Source organism: Nonomuraea lactucae, assembly GCF_003313395.1.
Classification (GTDB): Bacteria; Actinomycetota; Actinomycetes; order Streptosporangiales; family Streptosporangiaceae; genus Nonomuraea; species Nonomuraea lactucae.
In genome coordinates, this window is record NZ_QNFZ01001033.1 from 1 (window position 1) to 19924 (window position 19924).

Annotated in this window: 20 protein-coding genes, 1 tRNA gene and 1 pseudogene; 11 read left to right on the forward strand and 11 right to left on the reverse strand. The window is 70.1% G+C overall.

Features of this window, described 5'->3' with window-relative positions; genetic code table 11:
• Window positions 1-339 (reverse strand): annotated as a pseudogene (locus tag DQW85_RS38560) (oxidoreductase); the annotation flags it as partial.
• A gap of 285 nt (window positions 340-624) precedes the next feature.
• On the opposite strand from DQW85_RS38560, the gene acs reads away from it, so the two are divergent.
• The 4 genes from acs (at window position 625) to DQW85_RS38580 (ending at window position 4797) form a co-directional block, all read left to right on the forward strand.
• On the forward strand, window positions 625-2613 hold the full coding sequence (gene acs, locus DQW85_RS38565; RefSeq protein ID WP_113704682.1) for an acetate--CoA ligase: 1989 nt from the start codon (window positions 625-627) through the stop codon (window positions 2611-2613).
• 393 nt (window positions 2614-3006) lie between these two features.
• Complete coding sequence (locus tag DQW85_RS38570) at window positions 3007-3447, forward strand: phage holin family protein (protein WP_113704683.1); 441 nt, start codon at window positions 3007-3009, stop codon at window positions 3445-3447.
• On the forward strand, window positions 3437-4357 hold the full coding sequence (locus DQW85_RS38575; RefSeq protein ID WP_113704684.1) for an alpha/beta fold hydrolase: 921 nt from the start codon (window positions 3437-3439) through the stop codon (window positions 4355-4357). Before DQW85_RS38570 ends, DQW85_RS38575 begins: the two co-directional genes overlap by 11 nt.
• A complete protein-coding gene (locus tag DQW85_RS38580; protein ID WP_113704685.1) occupies window positions 4354-4797 on the forward strand; it encodes a DUF309 domain-containing protein in 444 nt (147 codons plus the stop codon). Before DQW85_RS38575 ends, DQW85_RS38580 begins: the two co-directional genes overlap by 4 nt.
• A gap of 16 nt (window positions 4798-4813) precedes the next feature.
• On the opposite strand, the gene DQW85_RS38585 is transcribed toward DQW85_RS38580, so the two are convergent.
• On the reverse strand, window positions 4814-6007 hold the full coding sequence (locus DQW85_RS38585; protein WP_113704686.1) for a MarP family serine protease: 1194 nt from the start codon (window positions 6005-6007) through the stop codon (window positions 4814-4816).
• Window positions 6008-6110: 103 nt separating this feature from the next.
• On the opposite strand from DQW85_RS38585, the gene DQW85_RS38590 reads away from it, so the two are divergent.
• Complete coding sequence (locus DQW85_RS38590) at window positions 6111-6608, forward strand: HEAT repeat domain-containing protein (RefSeq protein WP_240197705.1); 498 nt, start codon at window positions 6111-6113, stop codon at window positions 6606-6608.
• Window positions 6609-6685: 77 nt separating this feature from the next.
• On the opposite strand, the gene DQW85_RS38595 is transcribed toward DQW85_RS38590, so the two are convergent.
• Together DQW85_RS38595 and nth are read right to left on the reverse strand one after the other, a co-directional pair.
• A complete protein-coding gene (locus DQW85_RS38595) occupies window positions 6686-7327 on the reverse strand; it encodes an NUDIX hydrolase (protein WP_113704696.1) in 642 nt (213 codons plus the stop codon).
• Between the two features lie 173 nt (window positions 7328-7500).
• The gene (nth, locus tag DQW85_RS38600) at window positions 7501-8208 is read right to left on the reverse strand and encodes an endonuclease III (protein ID WP_205315725.1); all 708 of its coding nucleotides are present in this window, start codon (window positions 8206-8208) and stop codon (window positions 7501-7503) included.
• Between the two features lie 5 nt (window positions 8209-8213).
• Here nth and DQW85_RS38605 point away from each other — a divergent pair, with 5 nt between their 5' ends.
• Window positions 8214-8945: a Crp/Fnr family transcriptional regulator gene (locus DQW85_RS38605; protein WP_113704688.1), complete on the forward strand. Its 732-nt coding sequence runs from the start codon at window positions 8214-8216 to the stop codon at window positions 8943-8945.
• Here the strand turns inward: DQW85_RS38605 and DQW85_RS38610 are convergent.
• The 4 genes from DQW85_RS38610 to DQW85_RS46220 all read right to left on the reverse strand — a co-directional run bounded on the left by DQW85_RS38610 (window position 8927) and on the right by DQW85_RS46220 (window position 11196).
• Window positions 8927-9715, reverse strand: coding sequence for an MBL fold metallo-hydrolase (locus DQW85_RS38610; RefSeq protein WP_113704689.1), 789 nt, complete (start codon window positions 9713-9715; stop codon window positions 8927-8929). The two genes, DQW85_RS38605 and DQW85_RS38610, sit on opposite strands and share 19 nt — an antisense overlap.
• Window positions 9712-10518 (reverse strand): NUDIX hydrolase, encoded by an 807-nt coding sequence (locus DQW85_RS38615; protein WP_113704698.1) that lies wholly within the window; start codon window positions 10516-10518, stop codon window positions 9712-9714. Before DQW85_RS38615 ends, DQW85_RS38610 begins: the two co-directional genes overlap by 4 nt.
• Before the next feature lie 67 nt (window positions 10519-10585).
• A complete protein-coding gene (locus DQW85_RS38620) occupies window positions 10586-11044 on the reverse strand; it encodes a RidA family protein (protein ID WP_205315727.1) in 459 nt (152 codons plus the stop codon).
• Window positions 11041-11196 (reverse strand): Sp36 family protein, encoded by a 156-nt coding sequence (locus DQW85_RS46220; RefSeq protein WP_205315728.1) that lies wholly within the window; start codon window positions 11194-11196, stop codon window positions 11041-11043. The genes DQW85_RS38620 and DQW85_RS46220 overlap by 4 nt, the downstream gene beginning before the upstream one ends.
• A gap of 78 nt (window positions 11197-11274) precedes the next feature.
• On the opposite strand from DQW85_RS46220, the gene bagA reads away from it, so the two are divergent.
• Window positions 11275-12276 carry an ATPase BagA gene (gene bagA / locus DQW85_RS38625; protein WP_205315729.1) on the forward strand — a complete coding sequence of 334 codons (1002 nt, stop codon included), beginning with the start codon at window positions 11275-11277 and terminating at the stop codon, window positions 12274-12276.
• Window positions 12273-13400: an ATPase BagB gene (bagB, locus tag DQW85_RS38630; RefSeq protein ID WP_113704692.1), complete on the forward strand. Its 1128-nt coding sequence runs from the start codon at window positions 12273-12275 to the stop codon at window positions 13398-13400. The genes bagA and bagB overlap by 4 nt, the downstream gene beginning before the upstream one ends.
• Window positions 13401-13440: 40 nt before the next feature.
• Here bagB and DQW85_RS38635 read toward each other — a convergent pair whose 3' ends face one another.
• Window positions 13441-13737, reverse strand: coding sequence for a WhiB family transcriptional regulator (locus DQW85_RS38635; RefSeq protein ID WP_030506755.1), 297 nt, complete (start codon window positions 13735-13737; stop codon window positions 13441-13443).
• Window positions 13738-13980: 243 nt separating this feature from the next.
• On the opposite strand from DQW85_RS38635, the gene DQW85_RS38640 reads away from it, so the two are divergent.
• The gene (locus tag DQW85_RS38640; RefSeq protein WP_240197706.1) at window positions 13981-16248 is read left to right on the forward strand and encodes a transglycosylase domain-containing protein; all 2268 of its coding nucleotides are present in this window, start codon (window positions 13981-13983) and stop codon (window positions 16246-16248) included.
• 20 nt (window positions 16249-16268) lie between these two features.
• On the opposite strand, the gene DQW85_RS38645 is transcribed toward DQW85_RS38640, so the two are convergent.
• Together DQW85_RS38645 and DQW85_RS38650 are read right to left on the reverse strand one after the other, a co-directional pair.
• Window positions 16269-18122 carry a glycoside hydrolase family 15 protein gene (locus tag DQW85_RS38645; protein WP_113704694.1) on the reverse strand — a complete coding sequence of 618 codons (1854 nt, stop codon included), beginning with the start codon at window positions 18120-18122 and terminating at the stop codon, window positions 16269-16271.
• 224 nt (window positions 18123-18346) lie between these two features.
• Window positions 18347-18802 (reverse strand): GatB/YqeY domain-containing protein, encoded by a 456-nt coding sequence (locus DQW85_RS38650; protein WP_113704699.1) that lies wholly within the window; start codon window positions 18800-18802, stop codon window positions 18347-18349.
• Between the two features lie 89 nt (window positions 18803-18891).
• Here DQW85_RS38650 and DQW85_RS38655 point away from each other — a divergent pair, with 89 nt between their 5' ends.
• Both DQW85_RS38655 and DQW85_RS38660 read left to right on the forward strand, forming a co-directional pair.
• Entirely contained in the window at window positions 18892-19755 is an 864-nt protein-coding gene (locus DQW85_RS38655; protein WP_113704695.1) for a metallophosphoesterase, read from the forward strand.
• Between the two features lie 62 nt (window positions 19756-19817).
• Window positions 19818-19894: transfer RNA gene (locus tag DQW85_RS38660), tRNA-Pro, on the forward strand.
• Window positions 19895-19924: the final 30 nt, after the last annotated feature.

Sequence of the window (19924 nt, forward strand, 5' to 3'; positions counted from 1 at the left end):
GGCGAGGCCGGCGGCCGCGACCGTGTGCAGGCGGGCGAGCACCTGCCGGGGGGCCTTGCGCCAGGTGGGGCCCAAGCGTCCCAGCTCGGCGGACGCGCGCAGCGCGCCCTGGACGACCGGGTCGCGCACCTCGTCCCGCCTGACGGCGTCGAGCGGGAAGTCGGCGCCTTCGATGGCCGCCGACGCGCGGGCCCCGCGCAGGGACGACTCCGCGGAGACGGCTGGGCTGGCCCGGCGCAGCACCCGGTGACGGTACAGCCCGTCGACGGCCTTCCGCGCCTCCTCCACCGCCTCGGGCACGCCGGGGAGCTCCGCGATGACGGCCAGTGGGTCACTCACGGACCCGACCTTACCCGCGGGTAGGGGAGGCTCCAGCAGGAGGCCGCTGCTTAGCGTGAACGAGCGCGCCACCGAGAGCCGCATAAATGGCTCTTCCAGCGGACTCCATTTTGGCCCGTTCCAGTAATGCTGTATTTCGAGTTGACAACGGTTGCGCAGCCATTGTCACGTCAATCCGATAAGGGGATCGTGCCCCCAACGATCTCGGTACGGACCTGTCTAGACCTCTTGTGTGCAGGGGTTGTGACCTGGTGAAGTGGGACACGACCGATCCAATCCGGCACAATGAAGGAGCACGAGGTGGCCCCGGAGACACCTGGCACCGAACCCCAGGCGCTGTCGAACCTGCTACAGGAGAACCGCCGGTTCGCACCACCGGACGAGCTGGCCTCGGCCGCGAACGTGACCGAAGCGGCATATGACGAGGCGTCCGCCGATCGTCTCGCGTTCTGGGAACGGGCTGCCGACCGGCTCGCCTGGTCCAAGCGGTGGGAGACCACCCTGGAATGGAACGCCCCCTTCGCCAAGTGGTTCGTCGGCGGCGAGCTCAACGTCGCCTACAACTGTGTGGACCGCCACGTCGAGGAGGGCCGCGGCGACAAGGTCGCCTACCGCTGGGAGGGCGAGCCGGAGGGCGACACCCGTACGCTCACCTACTCCGACCTCCTGAGAGAGGTGTCGAAGGCGGCCAACGCGCTGGAGGAGCTGGGCGTCGGCAAGGGCGACCGGGTCGCGATCTACATGCCGATGATCCCCGAGCTGCCGATCGCGATGCTGGCGTGCGCCCGCATCGGCGCGATCCACTCGGTGGTGTTCGGCGGGTTCTCCGCCAGCGCGCTGAAGAGCCGGATCGACGACGCCGACGCCAAGCTGGTCATCACCGCCGACGGCGGCTACCGCCGCGGCGCGCCGAGCGCGCTCAAGCCGACGGTGGACGAGGCCGTCGCCGAGTGCCCGCAGGTGGAAAAGGTCCTCGTCGTACGGCGTACGGGCCAGGACGTGGCCGTCGGCGACAAGGACGTCTGGTGGCACGACCTAGTCGACCGCCAGAGCGAGGAGCACACCGCCGAGCCGCACGACGCCGAGCACCCGCTCTACATCCTCTACACCAGCGGCACGACCGGTAAGCCGAAGGGCATCCTGCACACCACCGGCGGCTACCTGACGCAGACCGCTTGGACCCACCACGCGGTCTTCGACCTCAAGCCCGAGACCGACATCTACTGGTGCACCGCCGACATCGGCTGGGTGACCGGGCACTCCTACATCGTGTACGGCCCGCTGGCCAACGGCGCGACCAGCGTCATCTACGAGGGCACGCCCGACACCCCGCACCGGGGCAGGTTCTGGGAGATCGTCCAGAAGCACAAGGTCACGATCCTCTACACCGCGCCGACGGCGATCCGGACGTTCATGAAGTGGGGCGACGACATCCCCGCGAAGTTCGACATGTCGAGCCTGCGCCTGCTGGGCTCGGTGGGCGAGCCGATCAACCCCGAGGCGTACGTCTGGTACCGCGAGCACATCGGCGGCGAGCGCTGCCCGGTCGTGGACACCTGGTGGCAGACCGAGACGGGCGCGATCATGATCAGCCCGCTGCCCGGCGTCACGCACGGCAAGCCCGGCGCCGCGATGCGCCCGCTGCCCGGCGTGGTCGCCGACGTGGTGGACGAGCAGGGCAACAGCGTTCCCGACGGCGGCGGCGGCTTCCTCGTGGTGCGCGAGCCGTGGCCGTCGATGCTCCGCACGATCTGGGGCGACGACAAGCGCTACGTCGACACCTACTGGAGCAGGTTCGAGGGAATGTACTTCCCCGGCGACGGCGCCAAGAAGGACGATGACGGCGACCTGTGGCTGCTCGGCCGGGTTGACGACGTCATGCTCGTCTCCGGCCACAACATCTCGACGACCGAGGTGGAGAGCGCGTTGGTCAGCCACCCGAAGGTGGCCGAGGCGGCGGTCGTGGGCGCGACCGACCCGGTGACCGGCCAGGCCATCGTGTCGTTCGTGATCCTGCGCGGCAGCGCTGAGGAGAGCGAGGACATCGCGGCCGACCTGCGCAACCACGTGGCCAAGACACTCGGCCCGATCGCCAAGCCGCGCCAGATCCTGGTCGTGCCCGAGCTGCCGAAGACCCGCTCCGGCAAGATCATGAGGCGGCTGCTCCGCGACGTGGCCGAGAACCGCAACATCGGCGACGTCACCACCCTGGCCGACAGCACCGTGATGAACCTCATCTCGGAGAAGCTCCCCAGCGCCAAATCCGAGGACTGACGCCCGCACGTCGAAGGGCCGCTTATCCCGAGAGTCCGGGTAGGCGGCCCTTGTGGTCGGAGCAGGCTGCATGGGCTGTTCGTTTGGCGGCGCCGCCGCTCGGGAAGTTCCCGACCAGCGAAGAGCCGGGGAGAACGGGAGATCGTCCGGCGAGCACAGCGGCGGGGACGCGCGACCGATCCGGACGGCGCCCGCGCCAGGCGCCCACACCGAGCACCCGCACCGAGCGTCCACACCAAGCGCCCACACCGAGCGCCCACACCAGGCGCCCACACCAGGCGCCCGCGCCCCCAAAGCGCGGACCGCGAGCACATACGGCCCGCGGGTGCGCAATCGGCGCAAATACGCTGGATGATGTTTGACAGGGCCACCAGGCCTCGATAGGAGACGTTCATGCCGCAGACTCCCGAGGAAGAATCTCTGGGCTCCCTGGTCGCCCAGGCGAGCGATCAGATCTCGACGCTGGTCCGCTCCGAGATCGAGCTGGCCAAGGCCGAGCTCAGGTTCGACGCCAAGCGGGTCGGCACGGCCGGTGGGCTGTTCGCCGCCGCCGCGTTCATGGCGCACCTGTGCCTGATCCTCGCCTCGTTCACCATCGCGTACGCGCTGGCCCAGTGGCTGCCCGCCTGGGCCGCCTTCCTCATCGTGACCGTCTTCTACCTGCTGGTCGCGGGTCTGCTCGTCTTCGTGGGGGTTCGCAGGCTCAAGGGCCTGGCCGGCATGAAGCGCACCACCAGGTCGATCAAGGGTCTCAGGGAGATCGCCTCACCGGAGGAGCCCGGGGCAGGGCAGGTGGGGCTCCATCGGGAGCCGGTGGTCCGTGATGGCACCTGACGAGTCGGTCGTCCAGATCGACGGCCCGTGGAAGCACCGGCAGGTGCACGCCGGAGGCACCCGCTTCCACGTCGTCGAGGCGGGTGACGGGCCGCTGGTGCTGCTGCTGCACGGGTTCCCGGAGTTCTGGTGGACCTGGCGGCACCAGCTGGAGTCGCTCCCTGCGGCCGGCTACCGGGCGGTGGCGGTCGATCTGCGCGGCTACGGCGGCAGCGACAAGCCGCCCCGGGGCTATGACCTGCCCACGCTGGCGAGCGACGCCACCGGGCTGATCCGCGCGCTCGGCGAGACGGGGGCGATCGTGGTCGGCCACGACTGGGGCGGGCTGCTCGCCTGGACGATGGCGGTGCTCGACGCCAAGTGCGTGCGCCGCCTGGTCACGGTCTCGGCCCCCCATCCCGTACGGATGCGCGGCGCGCTGCTCACCGACCCGTTCGGCCAGCTCAAGGCGAGCAGCCACCGGCTGGGATTCCAGCTGCCGTGGCTGCCTGAGTCGAGGCTCACCCGCAAGGGCGCCTTGATGGTCGGCAGGCTGCTCGGCGAGTGGTCCCGTCCGGGCTGGCCCGATCCCGAGACGGCCAGCGTCTATCGCGAGGCGTTCCGGATCCCGACCGTCGCCCACTGCGCGCTGGAGTATCACCGCTGGTTCGGCCGCTCGCAGCTGCGGCCCGACGGGCGGCGCTACGCCAGGATCATGCGCACCGAGATCGAGGCGCCCACCCTGCAACTGCACGGCGCGCTCGACACCTGCATCCTGCCGCGCACCGCTCAGGGCTCGGGCCGCCACGTCGCGGCCTCCTACCGGTGGAGGCTGCTCGAAGGGGCCGGCCACTTCCCGCACGAGGAGCTTCCCGACACGTTCGACGCCGAGCTGATCGGCTGGCTGTCCGACCCGGAGCCCGACCGATGAGAGACCGCGATCCCCAGGGCAGGCCGCGCAGCGCCAGGCCGCGCGACGCCTTCGGCAGGCCGCTGCCGCACGGCTCCCCCGGCGTGCCCAGGGTTCCCGACGACTACGCCCCAACCACCGAGCAGGCACTGGCCGACGGCCGCCGCTTCCTCGGCGAGGGCCTGCCGTTCAACGCGCACGAGGTGTTCGAGGGCCGCTGGAAGTGCGCGCCCGAGGACGAGCGCGAACTGTGGCAGGGCCTCGCCCAGATCTGCGTGGGCCTCACCCACCTGCAGCGCGGCAACGGGCGCGGGGCGCTGACCCTCTTCAGCAGGGGCGCCGCCCGCGTGCAGTCGTACGGCGAGCCGTACGACGCGGTCGGGCGCGCGGCCTCGGCCCTGGGGCACGACAGCGAACCCCGGCAGGCCATCGAGCTCATCCTGGACAGGCTCCCGGCCTGACCGTGGGTCCGGAGGGCTAGTCGCAGACCTGGGTGCTGGCCGGTGAGGTGTCGTTGCGGCCCTGGTCGGCGTCGGGCCTGACCTCCGCGGCCGTGAGCACGTAGCCGGTCTCCTCCTGGCTGATCGCCGCCGCGAAGATCACGCCGTACACGCGTCCGTCGACCGTGAGCAGCGGCCCGCCGGAGTTGCCCGGCAGCACCTTGCCGCGGACCGCGTAGACCTGGCGGGTGACGTTGGTGCTGCGGTAGATGTCGGGCCCCTCGGCGTCGAGCCGGCTGCGGATGCGGGCCGGCTCGGCGGTGAAGCCCTGCCCCTTGGGGAACCCGGCGATGATCGCGTTGTCGCCCTTGTCGGCGTCGGCCTCGAAGCTGAGCTGCGGCAGGTCGAGCCCGGGGACGTACAGGATGGCGATGTCGCGCTGCGGGTTGTAGCGCACGACGGTGGCCGGGTGGCGCTTGTTCTCCGAGTCGAGGACCTGCAGGTCGCGCGTCACGCCCGCCACCACGTGGGCGTTGGTCATGATCCGGTCCTTGGCGTAGACGAAGCCGGTGCCCTCGATGTGCTTGTTGCAGCTCTCGGCGTTGCCCTGCACCTTGACGATGGCCCGCTGGGCGCGCCCCAGCCTGGCGCCCTGCAGGATGCTGCGCGGCGCGGGCGGCACGTCGCCCCCGAGCTGGCCGGCGCCGATGGCGTCGAAGACCGGCGGGAACTCCGAGCGGTCGATGAACTTCTTGAACGGCTGCTGCCAGTTGCGCGCGGCCGTGGGGATCGCGTCGTCGACCGTGGTCAGCAGCATGGAGTTCTTCACCTGCTCGACCAGCGGCGTGAACGACGTCGAGACGATCAGCGACCCGATCAGCCAGGCGATCACCAGCACGGACAGCGCGCTGGCGAACGTGCCGCCGACCGCGTCGGCGACCTTGGCGGGCTCCCAGGTCACGTGGCTGCGCACGACGGCGCCGATCGTCGAGGACGCGAACTGGCCGATCGTGGCCGACAGGAACACGATCACGATCGCGAGCAGCGCCTGCGGGGTGTCGCCGTCGACCACGGCCTTGGAGATCGGGGGTGCGATGAACACGCCGAGCACGGCGCCGCCCACGAACCCCACGAAGCTCATCACGCCGATGATGAAGCCCTGACGGTAGCCGGAGATGCCGAAGGCGATCACGAGGCCGATCAATATGAGGTCGAGCAGATCACCGCGCACGCTTCAAAGGTAGCCAGCGACAGGGTCAAGTGTGCACGTCTTCGGCCAGGATGGTGTCACCCTGCTGGCTACCTTGGGCCGTATGCCGTCACCCGATGGATCAGTGCGCAGTCTCGTCGAGGCCGCTCTGGCCGACACGGATCCCGACGGGCCGGTGCGGTGGCACGTGATCTCGGTGTTGCGGGAGCGGGCCGACCTGGAGTCGTTCATCGAGGCCAGAAGGCTGTGCGCGGCTGAGGGGGTCGAGGAGCGCCTGCTCGGGGTGGACATCATGGGCATGCTCGGCCCGTTCGTGGACCGCACGCTGCCCGTCCTGCGCTTTATGGCGGCCAGCGAGGGCGACGCGATGGTCCTCTATTCGGTGCTCATCGCCTTCGGCCACCTCGGCGACCCTCGGTCGCTGCCGTCGGTGATCGCGCTCGCCGCCCACGAGGACTCCCGGGTGAGGTACGGCGCGGCGTACGCGCTCCAGCACGTGCTCGGCGACCCGCCCGACCGGGCGGGGCTGGAGGCGCTGCGGACGCTGGCGGCCGACAGCGACTCAGACGTGGCCGACTGGGCCTCGCTCGGCGTCGCCCTGACCACCGGCCGCCCCGTCTGAAGCCCCGGGCGTCCGAAGCGCGTTCGGAGGGCGTTCGGAGGGCGTCTGAGGGCGTCTGAGGGTCGGCTCGCGAGAGGCTATCCGCGGCCCGCCAGGTCGAGGACGTCGGGCGGCATCTGCTCCACCCTGCTCGCGTCCCACGGCAGCGCCAGCCCGCCCTCGTGCAGCACCCGGTCGAGCAGCGTCGCGGTGAACCCCCACACGAGCATCCCCCGCACCCGGAACGCGGGCCCGGCGAAGCCGCTCGGATGGCGGAGCGTGAGGCGGTTGACCGGATCGACCAGCTCGGAGATCGGCACCCGCTCGACGGAGTCGACCTCGTCGGGCGAGGCCGGATGCACGGCGGACGGCACGCGCCACCAGCCGACGACCGGCGTGACGCGGTTGTCGCTGCGCCAGACGTACAGCTCGGGCATGGTGCACAGCACGGTCACGCCACCGGGGTCGAGCCCGGTCTCCTCGGCCGCCTCGCGCAGCGCGGCCTCGACCGGGCCGCCGTCGTCGGGATCGACGCCGCCTCCGGGGAAGGCGGGCTGGCCCGCGTGCCTGCGCCCGCGCGTGCTGCGCTGGATGAGCAGCACGTCGGGGCCGAGCGGCCCCTCACCGAAGAGCAGCAGCACCGCCGCCAGCCTCCCGCCGTCGGCGGGCGGGCGCAGCCCGTCGGGTACGGAGGTACGTACGGCCTGCGCCGCCAGTCTGTCGAGCCAGTCGGGCACCATGGTCACGAGATCTCCAACACGCCGGCCTCGCGAGGGCTTCCCGGTCATGACGGGAGGGGCGGGGCACGCGGACTTCCTACGGGCTGCGCGCTTCCTAGGGGCTACGCGCTTTCTACGGGCTACGCGCTTCTACGGGCTACGCGCTTCTACGGGCAACGCGAACGGGCTGAAGGCTACGAGAACGGGCCGGATCTCACGAGCTTGGCCGCCTCGGCGGCGTCGGTGGGGCCGGTGCCGTACGAGGGGCAGAGGGCGGCCAGCGGGCAGGCGCCGCAGGCGGGCTTGCGCGCGATGCAGATGCGACGGCCGTGCCAGATCACCCGGTGGGAGAAGACCGTCCACTCGCGCTTGGGGATCAGCTCGCCCACGAACTGCTCGATCTTGACCGGATCGGTCTCGTCGGTCCAGCCGAAACGGCGTACCAGCCGCTGGAAGTGGGTGTCCACGGTGAGTCCTGGCACGCCGAAGGCGTTGCCGAGCACGACGTTGGCCGTCTTGCGGCCGACGCCGGGAAGCCCGACCAGGTCCTTGAGCTTGCCGGGCACCTCGCCGCCATAACGGTCGCGGACCGCCTGCGCCATGCCGATGATGTTGTTGGTCTTGGCGCGGTAGAAACCGGTCGAGCGGATGATCTCTTCTATCTCCGCCGGGTCGGCGGCGGCGTAGTCGGCGACGGTGGGATACTTCGCAAAAAGGACAGGAGTCACCATGTTGACCCGTTTGTCCGTGCACTGTGCCGAAAGGATCGTCGCGACGAGCAGCTCAAGTGGGGTACCGAAGTCGAGCTCGCAGTGGGCGTCGGGATAAGTTTCCGCAAGGATGCGATTCATCCGGCGTGCGCGACGGACGAGGGCGAGCCTTGACTCTTGGGGCATTCCCATAGCCTATGTGCGCCGCCCGAAGTGGGGTGCGTCACAATGGCAGCAGAGGAGGCAGAGTGAACACCGACGATGTGCTGGGCAAGGCCCCCCTGTTCGCCGCGCTCGACCGCGAGAGCGCCGCGGCGCTGCGCACGAGCATCACGGAGGTCCAGCTGTCCAAGGGGCAGACGCTCTTCCACGAGAACGAGACGGGCGACCGGCTCTACGTCGTGCTGGAAGGCAAGATCAAGCTCTCGCGCCAGTCTCCCGACGGCCGCGAGAACCTGCTCAGCGTCCTCGGCCCGAGCGAGATGTTCGGCGAGCTGTCGCTCTTCGACCCCAGGCCACGTACGGCCAGCGCGACCGCGCTGACCGATGTGCGGCTGGCCGGGCTGGGCCACGACGACCTGCGTCCCTGGCTGACGGGACGGCCGGAGGTGGCGCTCCACCTGCTGCGCGCGCTGGCCCAGCGGCTGCGCCGCACCAACGACGTGCTGGCCGACCTGGTGTTCACCGACGTGCCCGGCAGGGTGGCCAAGCAGCTGCTCGATCTGGCCGAGCGGTTCGGCACCAAGACCGACGACGGCCTGCGCGTGCACCATGACCTCACCCAGGAGGAGCTGGCCCAGCTCGTCGGCGCCTCCCGCGAGACGGTCAACAAGGCGCTGGCCGACTTCGCGCAGCGCGGCTGGCTGCGCATCGAGGCCAAGGCCGTGGTGATCCTCGACATGGACCGGCTCTACAACCGCTCCAGATAGTCGAGCTGAGCCCGCACCGACATCTCGGCGGCGGGCCAGAGTTCCGGGTCCACGTCCGCGTACACGATCTCCACGATCTCGCGCGGCGTCCGCGCGCCCTCCCGCCGGGCGGCCCTGATCTGGTCGAGCCGCTGCCGCCGGTGGGCGAGATAGCCGTCGAGCGCGCCGATCGGGTCGGGCAGCACCGGCCCGTGGCCCGGCAGCAGCGCCACCGCCTCCAGGCTCTCCGCCGCGGCCCTGAGCCGATCGAGGCTGCGCAGGTAGTCGGCCAGGTGCCCGTCGGTTGCGATCACGGTGGTGCCCCTGCCGAGCACGGTGTCGCCGGTCAGCATGGCGCGGTCCGCGGGAAGCCAGAAGCAGAGCGAGTCGAACGAGTGACCCGGCGTGCCGTACACGTGGATCTCGAGTCCGTCGACGGTCACCACGTCGCCCTCGCCCAGCCCCTCCTCACCCAGCCGGTGCCTGGGGTCCAGGGCTCGCACGGGCGCGCCGGCGAGCTCGGCGAACCGCCTGGCGCCGCCGCTGTGGTCGTGGTGGCCGTGCGTGAGCAGGATCTGGGTGACCCGCCGCCCGCTCAGGTGGCCCGCGAGCCTGCGCAGGTGACTCTCGTCGGCGGGCCCGGGATCGACGACGACGGCGTCGATCGTGCCGATGATCCACGTGTTGGTGCCGTCGAGGGTCATCGGCGACGGGTTGGGCGCGAGCAGGCTCTCGGCGTGGGACGTGCGTGACCCGTCGGGGCCGCCCACCGGGATGTGCAGCCCGCTCACGGGAGCACCAGCCGCATCTCGCCCTCGACCTCCACGGCCCTGGGCATCGTCGTGACGATCTCGCGCCGGGCCGTCAGCACCGCGCCCACGCTGTCGTACGCGGCCAGCTCGTCCAGCGTGCGGTAGGTGGGCGGCATCAGGAAGATGGAGCCCGCGCGCGCCAGCTCGATCGCCTCGGCCGGGCGCTGCCAGACGACGTGGTCGGCCTCGCCGTCGACGTCGCGGGTGCGCTGCCCCTCGGGCAACGCGGCGACGAAGAACCTGGTGTCGAAGCGCTTGTCCTCGAACTCCGGCGTGATCCAGTGCGCCCAGGGCTTGAGCAGGTCGGACCGCAGCACGAGACCACGCCTGGCCAGGAAGTCGGCGAAGGCCAGGCTCCGGTCGAGGAGCGCGAGCCGGTCGGCCTCCCAGTCGTCTCCGGTGGTGTCGGCGACGACGGAGCCGGGCCCGGACCCGGCGAGCAGCACGCCGGACTCCTCGAACGTCTCCCGCACGGCCGCGCAGACCAGCCCCCGCGCGACCCGCTCGTCGGCGCCGAAGACCTTGCCCCACTCGGCCGGCGACGGCCCGGCCCAGGCCACCGCCTGGTCGGCGTCGCGCGGGTCCACCGAGCCGCCGGGGAAGACGTACGCCCCCGCGGCGAAGGCCATCGTGGACTTCCGCCGGAGCAGGTAGACCTCCACGCCGCCCGGCGGCCCCTCGCGCAGGATCACCACCGTGGCGGCGTCGTGCGGGGGCACCGGATCGGCACGTCCGGCGAGGATGTCCCTCGCCCGCCCGGCGAGGCCGTCCGGGAGCGGCAGACCAGTCACATGACCTCCTTCTAGAACATCACTCGGTCATCGTGACATATCCGGTCATATCTGGACGCTAGATGACTTCCGCGATCAGCTCCACCTCGACCGGGGCGTTCAGCGGCAGGGCGGCGACGCCCACCGCGCTGCGCGCGTGCCTTCCGGCCGGGCCGAGCACCTCGGCGAGCAGGTCGCTGGCGCCGTTGGCCACCTGAGGGTGGTCGGTGAAGTCGGGATCGCTGGCCACGAACACGACGACCTTCACCACGCGCTTGACGGACGACAGTTCGCCGGCCTCGGACTTCAGCGCGGCGAGGGCGTTGAGCGCGCAGATGCGCGCCAGCGCGGCCCCCTCCTCGGTGGACAGGTCCGCGCCGAGCCTGCCCGTCTGCGCCAGCTTGCCGCTGACCATGGGCACCTGCCCCGAGGTGTAGACGAGGTTGCCGGTGCGGACGGCGGGCACGTAGGCGGCGAGTGGCGGCACCACGCCGGGCAGGACCAGGCCCAGCTCGGCGATCTTCTCTTCCGGAGTCACTGCTTCTCCCTCTTGAAGTACGCGACGAGCTGCTCGGGGGTGGCACCCTGCAGAACCTGGACCAGCTCCCAGCCGTCCGCACCGAAGTTGTCGAGGATCATCTTGGTGTTGTGGATCAGCACGGGGGCCGTGAGGTACTCCCATTTCTTCATGGGCCTCACCATAGTGTGAGCAATCTCAAAAGGTGGGCGTCGGGTGGCTGCAAGTGACCGTTGGGTAGCCTCGAAAACGTGGAGTCTCGGGACACCGATTGGGACGGCGTGCGGTTGCACGTCGTCACTGGTAAGGGCGGCACCGGCAAGACGACGGTGGCCGCCGCCCTCGCCCTCGCGCTCGCCTCGGGCGGCCGCAAGGTGCTCCTCGTGGAGGTGGAGGGCAGGCAGGGCATCGCTCAGATCTTCGACCTGCCGCCGCTGCCGTACGAGGAGCGCAAGATCGCCGTAGCCCCGTCGGGCGGCGACGTCTACGCGCTGGCCGTCGACCCCGAAGAGGCCATGCTCGAGTACATGGAGATGTTCTACGGCATGCGCCGGGCCGGCCGGGCGCTGACCAAGATGGGCATCGTCGACTTCGCCACCACCGTCGCCCCCGGCTTCCGCGACGTGCTCGTCACGGGCAAGACGACCGAGGCCGTGCGCAGGCGCGGCAAGAACGGCAGGCGGGTCTACGACGCGGTGGTGCTGGACGCCCCGCCGACCGGGCGCATCACGCGCTTCCTCAACGTCACCAAGGAGGTGGCGGGCCTGGCCAAGGTCGGGCCGATCAAGAACCACTCCGACCTGGTGAGCGGCGTCGTGAAGTCCCCCGAGACGGCCGTGCACTTCGTCACCCTGCTGGAGGAGATGCCGGTGCAGGAGACGCTCGACGGGATCGAGGAGCTCCGGTCGGCGGGCCTGCCGACCGGCGGCGTCTTCATCAACATGGTGCGGGAGTCCCAGCTTCCGCAGGCCGTTCTTGACACGGCTGTCAAAGGCCGGTTCGACGTCGCCGAGCTGGCGCTGGGGCTCAAAGCGGCCGGTCTGGCCAACGGCGCGGACGCCGACGCCGTCGCCGAGGCCCTGGCCGACGAGGTCGTCGAGCACGCCCGCCGCACCGAGATCGAACGCGCCGAGCGCGAGTCGCTGGAGGAGGCGTCGCTGCCGCGCTACGAGCTGCCGTTGCTGGCCGACGGGGTCGACCTGGCCGGCCTGTACGAGCTGGCCGAGAGCATCCGCACCCAGGGAGCAGCGTGAAGAAGCCCACCCTCCTCGACATCGACCCGATCATCGACGACAGGGGCACCCGGATCATCGTCTGCTGCGGCGCCGGCGGCGTGGGCAAGACCACGACGGCCGCGGCGCTGGGCCTGCGGGCCGCCGAGCGCGGCAGGTGCGCGGTCGTGCTGACCGTCGACCCGGCCAGGCGGCTGGCGCAGTCGATGGGGCTCACCGAGCTCGACAACACGCCGCGCCTGGTCAGCTCGCACGAGAGCGGCGGGCAGCTCTTCGCGATGATGCTCGACATGAAGCGCACGTTCGACGAGATCATCGAGGCGCACGCCGACCCCGTACGCGCCGCGCAGATCCTGTCCAACCCCTTCTACCAGTCGCTGTCGTCCAGCTTCGCGGGCACGCAGGAGTACATGGCGATGGAGAAGCTCGGCCAGCTCCGCCGCTCCGACGAGTGGGACCTGATCATCGTCGACACGCCGCCGTCGCGCTCCGCGCTCGACTTCCTCGACGCGCCCGAGCGGCTCGGGCGGTTCCTCGACGGCAAGTTCATCCGGCTGCTGACCGCTCCGGCCAAGGCCGGCGGGCGGAGCGCGTTCCGGCTGCTCAACGCCGGGTTCGGGCTCGTGGCCGGCGCGATGACCAAGCTGCTCGGCGCGCAGGTGATCAAGGATCTGCAGACGTTCGTGTCGGCGCTCGACGCGGTCTTCGGCGGGTTCAGGCAGCGCGCGGAGATGACGTACAAGCTGCTGCAGGCGCCCGGCACCGCGTTCGTCGTGGTGGCGGCGCCCGAACGCGACGCGATGCGCGAGGCGTCCTACTTCGTCGAGCGGCTCGCCGAGGAGCGCATGCCCCTCGCGGGGCTGGTGGTCAACCGGGTGCACGAGTCTCCGGCGCCGAGGCTGTCCGCGGCCCGCAGCGCCGCCGCAGCCGAAGACCTGGAGTCCCGGGGCGAGCACGAGCTGACCGCCGCCGTGCTGCGGCTGCACTCCGGCAGGATGCAGCTCGCGGCTCGCGAGCACCGGGAGCAGGAGCACTTCGTCTCCGCGCATCCGACGGTCCCGGTCGTCCAGGTCCGCGCCATGACGGAGGACGTCCACGACCTGACGGGCCTGCGCCGGATCGGGGAGCTCCTGGCGAGCGCATGAGTACGGCCGGCGAGGTCCGCCGGCCGTGCTCGCGGGCCGATCAGCCCGCGATCAGCTCATTGGTGCGCTCGTACTCTTCCTTGGCGGACTCGAGCAGGTCGCGCCACGATTCGACGTCGGGCCGGCGCCTCAGCAGCGCTCGACGCTCGCGTTCGGTCATACCGCCCCACACCCCGAACTCGATGCGGTTGTCCAGCGCATCGGCGAGGCATTCGGTACGGACCGGGCATCCTCGGCAGATCAGCTTGGCCCTGTTCTGAGCGGCCCCCTGGACGAACAGAGCGTCCGGGTCCGCACCTCGACAGGCGGCACGGGAGGTCCAATCCGTGATCCACATTTTTCGACCCCACTCCCCTTAGGTGGTCAGTCGTCATTTGGGGCCGACGGGCGCGGGCGCCGAGCCTCCGTATTCAGTTGCCGCAGAGGAGAACGTACGCAACGAGACGTTCGGGCCGACAGACCCCAGAGGACCAATTTCTCGTGGCAGTGTTGACCGGGAATGACTAGTCACCCCCACCAGTCAAGGCGAAATGGTGCTTCGTTACCGATAAGGTCACTCTTTCGACGTACCCTTGGTCCTGTGCAAGCTCAGGACAAAGATCGTTCCTCCGCCGTCCTCAACATCGCGCGGCTGATCGCCGCCGGCGCGGCCGCCGGCGTGCTCACCGCGGCCATCGCCCTACCGGCGGTCGGCGGCGCGGGCGTCACCGCCAAGGCGGCGATGGAGGAGCTCAATCTCAAGCCGGAGGATCTCCCCGAGCCTCCGCTGCCCGAGCGCACGCTGCTGCGCGACGCCAAAGGCAAGACGATCGCGCAGTTCTACTACGAGAACCGCCAGTCGGTGCCGCTCGACAAGGTCGCGCCCATCATGCGGACGGCGCTGATCTCGATCGAGGACTTCCGCTTCTACGAGCACGGCCCGATCGACGTCGAGGGCACGGCCCGCGCCCTGCTGAAGAACATGTCGTCCGGCGGCGTCTCCCAGGGCGGCTCGTCGATCACCCAGCAGTACGTCAAGCAGGTGCTGCTCAACTCGGCCGAGACGCCCGAGGAGCAGGCGGCGGCCATCGCGCCGACCGTCTCCCGCAAGATCAAAGAGCTGCGCTACGCCATGGCGATCGAGAAGAAGTACGCCAAGGACCAGATCCTGGAGAAGTACTTCAACATCGCCTACTTCGGCGCGGGCGCGCACGGCATCCAGGCGGCGGCCAGGCGCTACTTCGACAAGCCCGCCTCCGAGCTCAGCCTCGTCGAGGCGGCCACGCTCGCCGGCGCCGTGCAGAACCCCAACCGCACCGACCCCAACGTGAGCAAGAAGTCCCGGCAGCTCCTGCTCGACCGGCGCAACGTCGTGCTCGACCGGATGGCGGAGCTGGGCAAGATCACGCAACAGCAGGCCGCCGAGGCGAAGGCCCAGAAGCTCGGCTGGAAGGACACCGCGGTCCGGGGCGGCTGCGAGGAGAGCGAGTTCCCGTACTTCTGCCTGTACGTCCAGCACGAGATGCTCAGCAACGAGAGCTTCGGCAAGACCCCGCAGGAGCGCCTGAAGCTGCTCCAGCGCGGTGGCCTGGAGATCAAGACCACGATCGACCCCAAGATGCAGCGGGCCGCCGAGAAGGCGATCAAGAAATTCGTCAGCTCCAAGGACAAGCCCGTCGCCTCCCAGGCGATGATCGTTCCGGGCACCGGTGAGATCAAGGCCATGGCCGCCTCACGACAGTTCGGCAACAGCAAGAAGAAGAACGAGATGAGCTACAACGTCGTCGCCGACAGCAGGCACGGCGGCGGCACCGGCTTCCAGCAGGGCTCGACCGCCAAGGCGTACACACTGGCCACGGCGCTGGAGTCGGGGCTCAAGTACGGCGACGGCTTCCCGTCGGGCTCCACCTACTACGCGCCCGGCTACAGCTCCTTCCGCGACTGCAAGGGCAACCGGGTCGGCGATCCCAAGCATCCGGTGCGCAACTCCAGCGAGGGCGGCGGCGGCTTCAAGACCCTGGAGTCCGGCACCTGGGGCTCGGTCAACACCTTCTTCATGAAGCTTGAGGAGCGGGTCGGGCTCTGCGAGACCGTCAAGCTGGCCAAGCGGCTCGGGCTCAAGCGGGCCGACGGCAACAAGCTCGGCGAGTTCGAGACGTTCACGCTCGGCATCAACGAGGTCGACCCGGTCACCGTGGCCAACTCCTACGCCGTCTTCGCCTCCCGCGGCCAATACTGCAAGCCGCTGGCGATCACGGAGATCAAGGACCGCAACGGCCAGGTCAAGCAGTTCAAGCCGAAGTGCGAGAAGGTCATGGACCCGGAGGTCGCCGACGCGGTGACCGGCATCCTGTCCGGCGTGTTCACCAAGGGCACCATGCGGGAGGTCGGCGGCATCGGCCGCGACGCCGCCGGCAAGACCGGCACCACCGACGACTACACGGCCGCCTGGTTCGCCGGCTACACCCCCAACCTGGCCAGCGCGGTCAGCCTCGGCGACCCGCGCGGCGCGTTCACCCACAAGCTGATCGGCATCAGGATCGGCGGGCAGTACTACCCCTACGTGTACGGCGCGTCGATCTCGGGCCGCATCTGGAAGGACTCGATGATCTCGGCGCTCAAGGGCGTCGAGCCGGCCGAGTTCACCCCCGTCAACCATGAGCGCTTCGGCGGCTGTGGCGACAACTGCGCGCCCAAGCCGAAGAAGAAGGAGGACGAGGATCCGAAGCTCGACGACCAGCTCGACGACTTCGGCGACCCGACCGACGACCAGGGCAACGGCGACGGCCGTCGCGGCCGGGGCGACAACCGTCGCAACCGGCCCGGCCAGGGCACCCCGACCGATCAGATGCAGCAGCCCGCCAACTGACCGTCACGCCTCGGGGCGCGTCACCGTGGTCCGGCGGTGAGGGTCTCGGCGGTCAGATCGACCCAGCCCGGCCCGTGGTCGAGCTGGAAGTCCAGGTTCATCGCGGCGTTGATCAGCGACAGGTGAGTGAACGCCTGCGGGAAGTTCCCGATCTGCTCGCCTGACGGGCCGATCTCCTCGGAGTACAGGCCCAGGTGGTTGGAGTAGGTGAACATCTTCTCGAACGTCAGGCGGGCCTCTTCGAGGCGCCCCGAGCGGGCGAGCGCGTCCACGTACCAGAACGTGCAGATGGAGAACGTGCCCTCGTGCCCGCGCAACCCGTCAGGGGAGGCGCTGGGGTCGTAGCGGTAGACGAGGCTGTCCTCGACCAGCTCGTGCCGCATGGCGTCGAGAGTCGACAGCCACATCGGGTCACGCGGAGCGATGAACCCGGTCAGCGGCATCATCAGGTTCGCCGCGTCGAGCACGTCGGTGGCGTAGTGCTGGACGAACGCGCCGCGCTTCTGGTTCCAGCCCTTCTCCATGATCTGGCGGTAGATGTCGTCGCGGGCCGCCCTCCAGCGGTCGACGTCGCCCGGACGGCCGCGGCGGTCCGCCATGCGCAGCGCGCGGTCCATCGCCACCCAGGACATGAGGCGTCCGTAGACGAAGTGCTGGCGGCCTCCGCGGGTCTCCCACACGCCTTCGTCCGGCCGGTCCCAGTTGTCGCAGAGCCAGTCGAGGACCTCGCACAGGTTCTGCCACCCCTGGTGGGCGACCATGAGCCCGCGGCTGTCGGCCAGGTCCACCGAGTCCATCGCCTCGCCGTAGATGTCGAGCTGGAGCTGGTCGTACGCGCCGTTGCCGATCCGTACCGGACGCGAGCCCTTGTAGCCCTCCAGATGGTCGAGGATCTCCTCTTCCAGGTCGGGCGTGCCGTCGATGCGGTACATGATCTGGAGCGGCCCGGAGTCGTTGCCCGCCCGTTCGCCCACCCTGTCGCGAAGCCAGGTCGCGAACGCCGCCGCCTCGTCCGTGTAGCCGAGCCCGAGCAGCGCGTACACCGAGAAGGAGGCGTCGCGGATCCAGGTGTAGCGGTAGTCCCAGTTGCGCTCGCCGCCGATCTGCTCGGGAAGGCTCGTGGTCGGCGCCGCCACGAGCGCCCCGGTGGGCGCGTACGTCATGAGTTTGAGCGTTATCGCCGAGCGGCGCACCATCTCCCGCCAGCGGCCGCGGTAGGTCGAGCGGCCCAGCCAGTCACGCCAGAAGCGAACGGTCGCGTTGAACATCGTGACGACATCGTGCCGGTCGAGCAGGGGTGGCTTCTCCTCAGCCGCCGACTCGATCACCGCCCCGCCGATCTCGCCCGCGCGAAGGCTCCAGGTCGCGTGCGCGTCAGCGTCCCTGACCTCCAGGTCCATCGTCGCCTGGAGGGACAGCCGCAGGTCCGGCGAACGGAACACGACGTGCCGTCCCCTGCCTTCGACCTCGTGCGTGGCCCTGCCGTAGTCGAAGCGCGGCTCGCAGGCGAGCGCGAACTCCATCTGCCCGCGGATGACGCGCACCAGCCGGACGAGCCGGTGCCGCTCGGTGGCGCGCTCGGGAGCCTCGATCGGCATGAAGTCGAGGACCTCACCGACGCCGTCCGGCGTCATGAACCTGGTGATCAGAATCGCCGTGTCGGGGAAGTACAGCTGCCTGCTGACGTAGTCGTCGCGCGTGGGGGCGATCTGGAACCGCCCGCCGCGCCGGCTGTCGAGCAGCGACGCGAACACGCTCGGCGAGTCGAAGCGCGGACAGCAGAACCAGTCGATCGTGCCGTCCGTCGTGACCAGTGCCGAGGTCTGCAGGTCGCCGATCAGTCCATGATCCGAGATCAGCGGGTACGGGTCCATCGAATCCCCCTATGTCACGTTTTGTAAGCCCCTTGTCACATGACATATCCGCTGTTGACCCGAAAAAACCCACAGGCGACCCGAAGACGGCGCAGGGTGCCGACGGCGACATCGACACCCTGGGAGCGGCCAGCGGCCAGCGGCCAGCGGCTAGTGGCTAGCGGCTTGTGGCCAGCGGCTAGTGGCTAGTGGCTAGTGGCTACCGCGAGACGCGCGGACAGCGGCTACCGCGAGAGGCGCGCGCGGACGGCCGCCGCGACCCGCCCGCCCTCGGCCCGCCCGGCCACCTTCGGGTTGAGGGCCTTCATGACCTGCCCCATCGCCTGCGGCCCCGACGCGCCCGTCTCGGCGACGGCCTCCTCGACGAGCCCCTGGAGCTCCTCGTCGGAGAGCTGCGCGGGAAGGTACTCCTCCAGCACCGCCTGCTCTGCGAGCTCCGCCTCGGCCTGCTCGGCGCGCCCCGCGTTGCCGAACGCCTCCGCGGCCTCGCGCCGCTTCTTGGCCTCCTTGGTCAGCACCTTGATGATCTCGTCGTCGGAGAGCTGCCTGGCCTCCTTGCCGGCGACCTCCTCGACGTTCACCGCGGCCAGTGCCATCCGAATCGTCCGGAGACGCACCTCGTCCCGGCTCTTCAGCGAGGCCGTGAGATCGGCCTTCAGCTTTTCCTTCAATGCGCTCATGCCGTCCATCTTGCCGTCTGGGCGGGCCACCCGTGTCCGGCGTCGGGCATCATGAGTACGTGAGGAAAGCCGTCGCACTGCCACTGTCCATGCTCGGTCTCGGCCTGGCCGGGCTGGGTTACGCCTCGGTCGTGGAGCGCAACTGGTTCCGGTTGCGCCGCTTCGACGTCCCCGTGCTGGCGCGCGGCCAGCGTCCCGTGCGCATCCTCCACCTGTCCGACCTGCATCTGACGCCGCGCCGCGGCATGCTGATCGACTGGGTGCGCTCCCTCGGCTCGCTCGAACCCGACCTGGTCGTCAACACCGGAGACTCGATCGCCCACCCCGACGCGGTCCCGGCGCTGCTCCACGCGCTGGAGCCGCTGCTGTCCCGCCCCGGCCTGTTCGTCTACGGCTCCAACGACCTGTACGCCCCCCGGCCGAAGAACCCCGCCCGCTACCTCTGGCGCACCTCCAAGAACGACCGCCGCCAGCACGTCCCCAGCCTGCCCTGGGAAGAGCTCGGCGCCGGCATGGCCGCCGAGGGCTGGCTCGACATGAACAACACCACGGCCCGCGTCAAGGTCGGCGACCTCGACGTGGCGGTTGCGGGCATCCACGACTCCCACATCGACCGCGACCGCTACGACCTGGTGGCCGGCCCCGCCCCGGCCGACGCCGACCTGCGCCTCGGCGTCATGCACTCGCCGGAGCCGCGCAACATGACCCGCTTCGCCGCCGACGGCTACCAACTGCTGCTCGCCGGCCACACGCACGGCGGCCAGCTCTGCATCCCCTTCTACGGCGCCCTGGTCACCAACTGCGGCATCGACCGGGCACGTGTGAAGGGCCTGAGCCGCCACGACTCGGCCTGGCTCCACGTCTCCGCCGGCCTCGGCACCTCGCCGTACTCCCCGGTCCGCTTCGCCTGCTTCCCGGAGGCCTCCTTGCTGACCCTGGTTCCCAGGCGCTGACGGGTCACGAGCACACAGGAAGTCCGCTAGACTTTCCCAAGCACGCGCAAGATGGCGTGCGCCGGGGTGTAGCGCAGCTTGGCAGCGCGCTTCGTTCGGGACGAAGAGGTCGTGGGTTCAAATCCCGCCACCCCGACCAGCCAGGTAAGAGGCCCTTTTCGGAGAGATC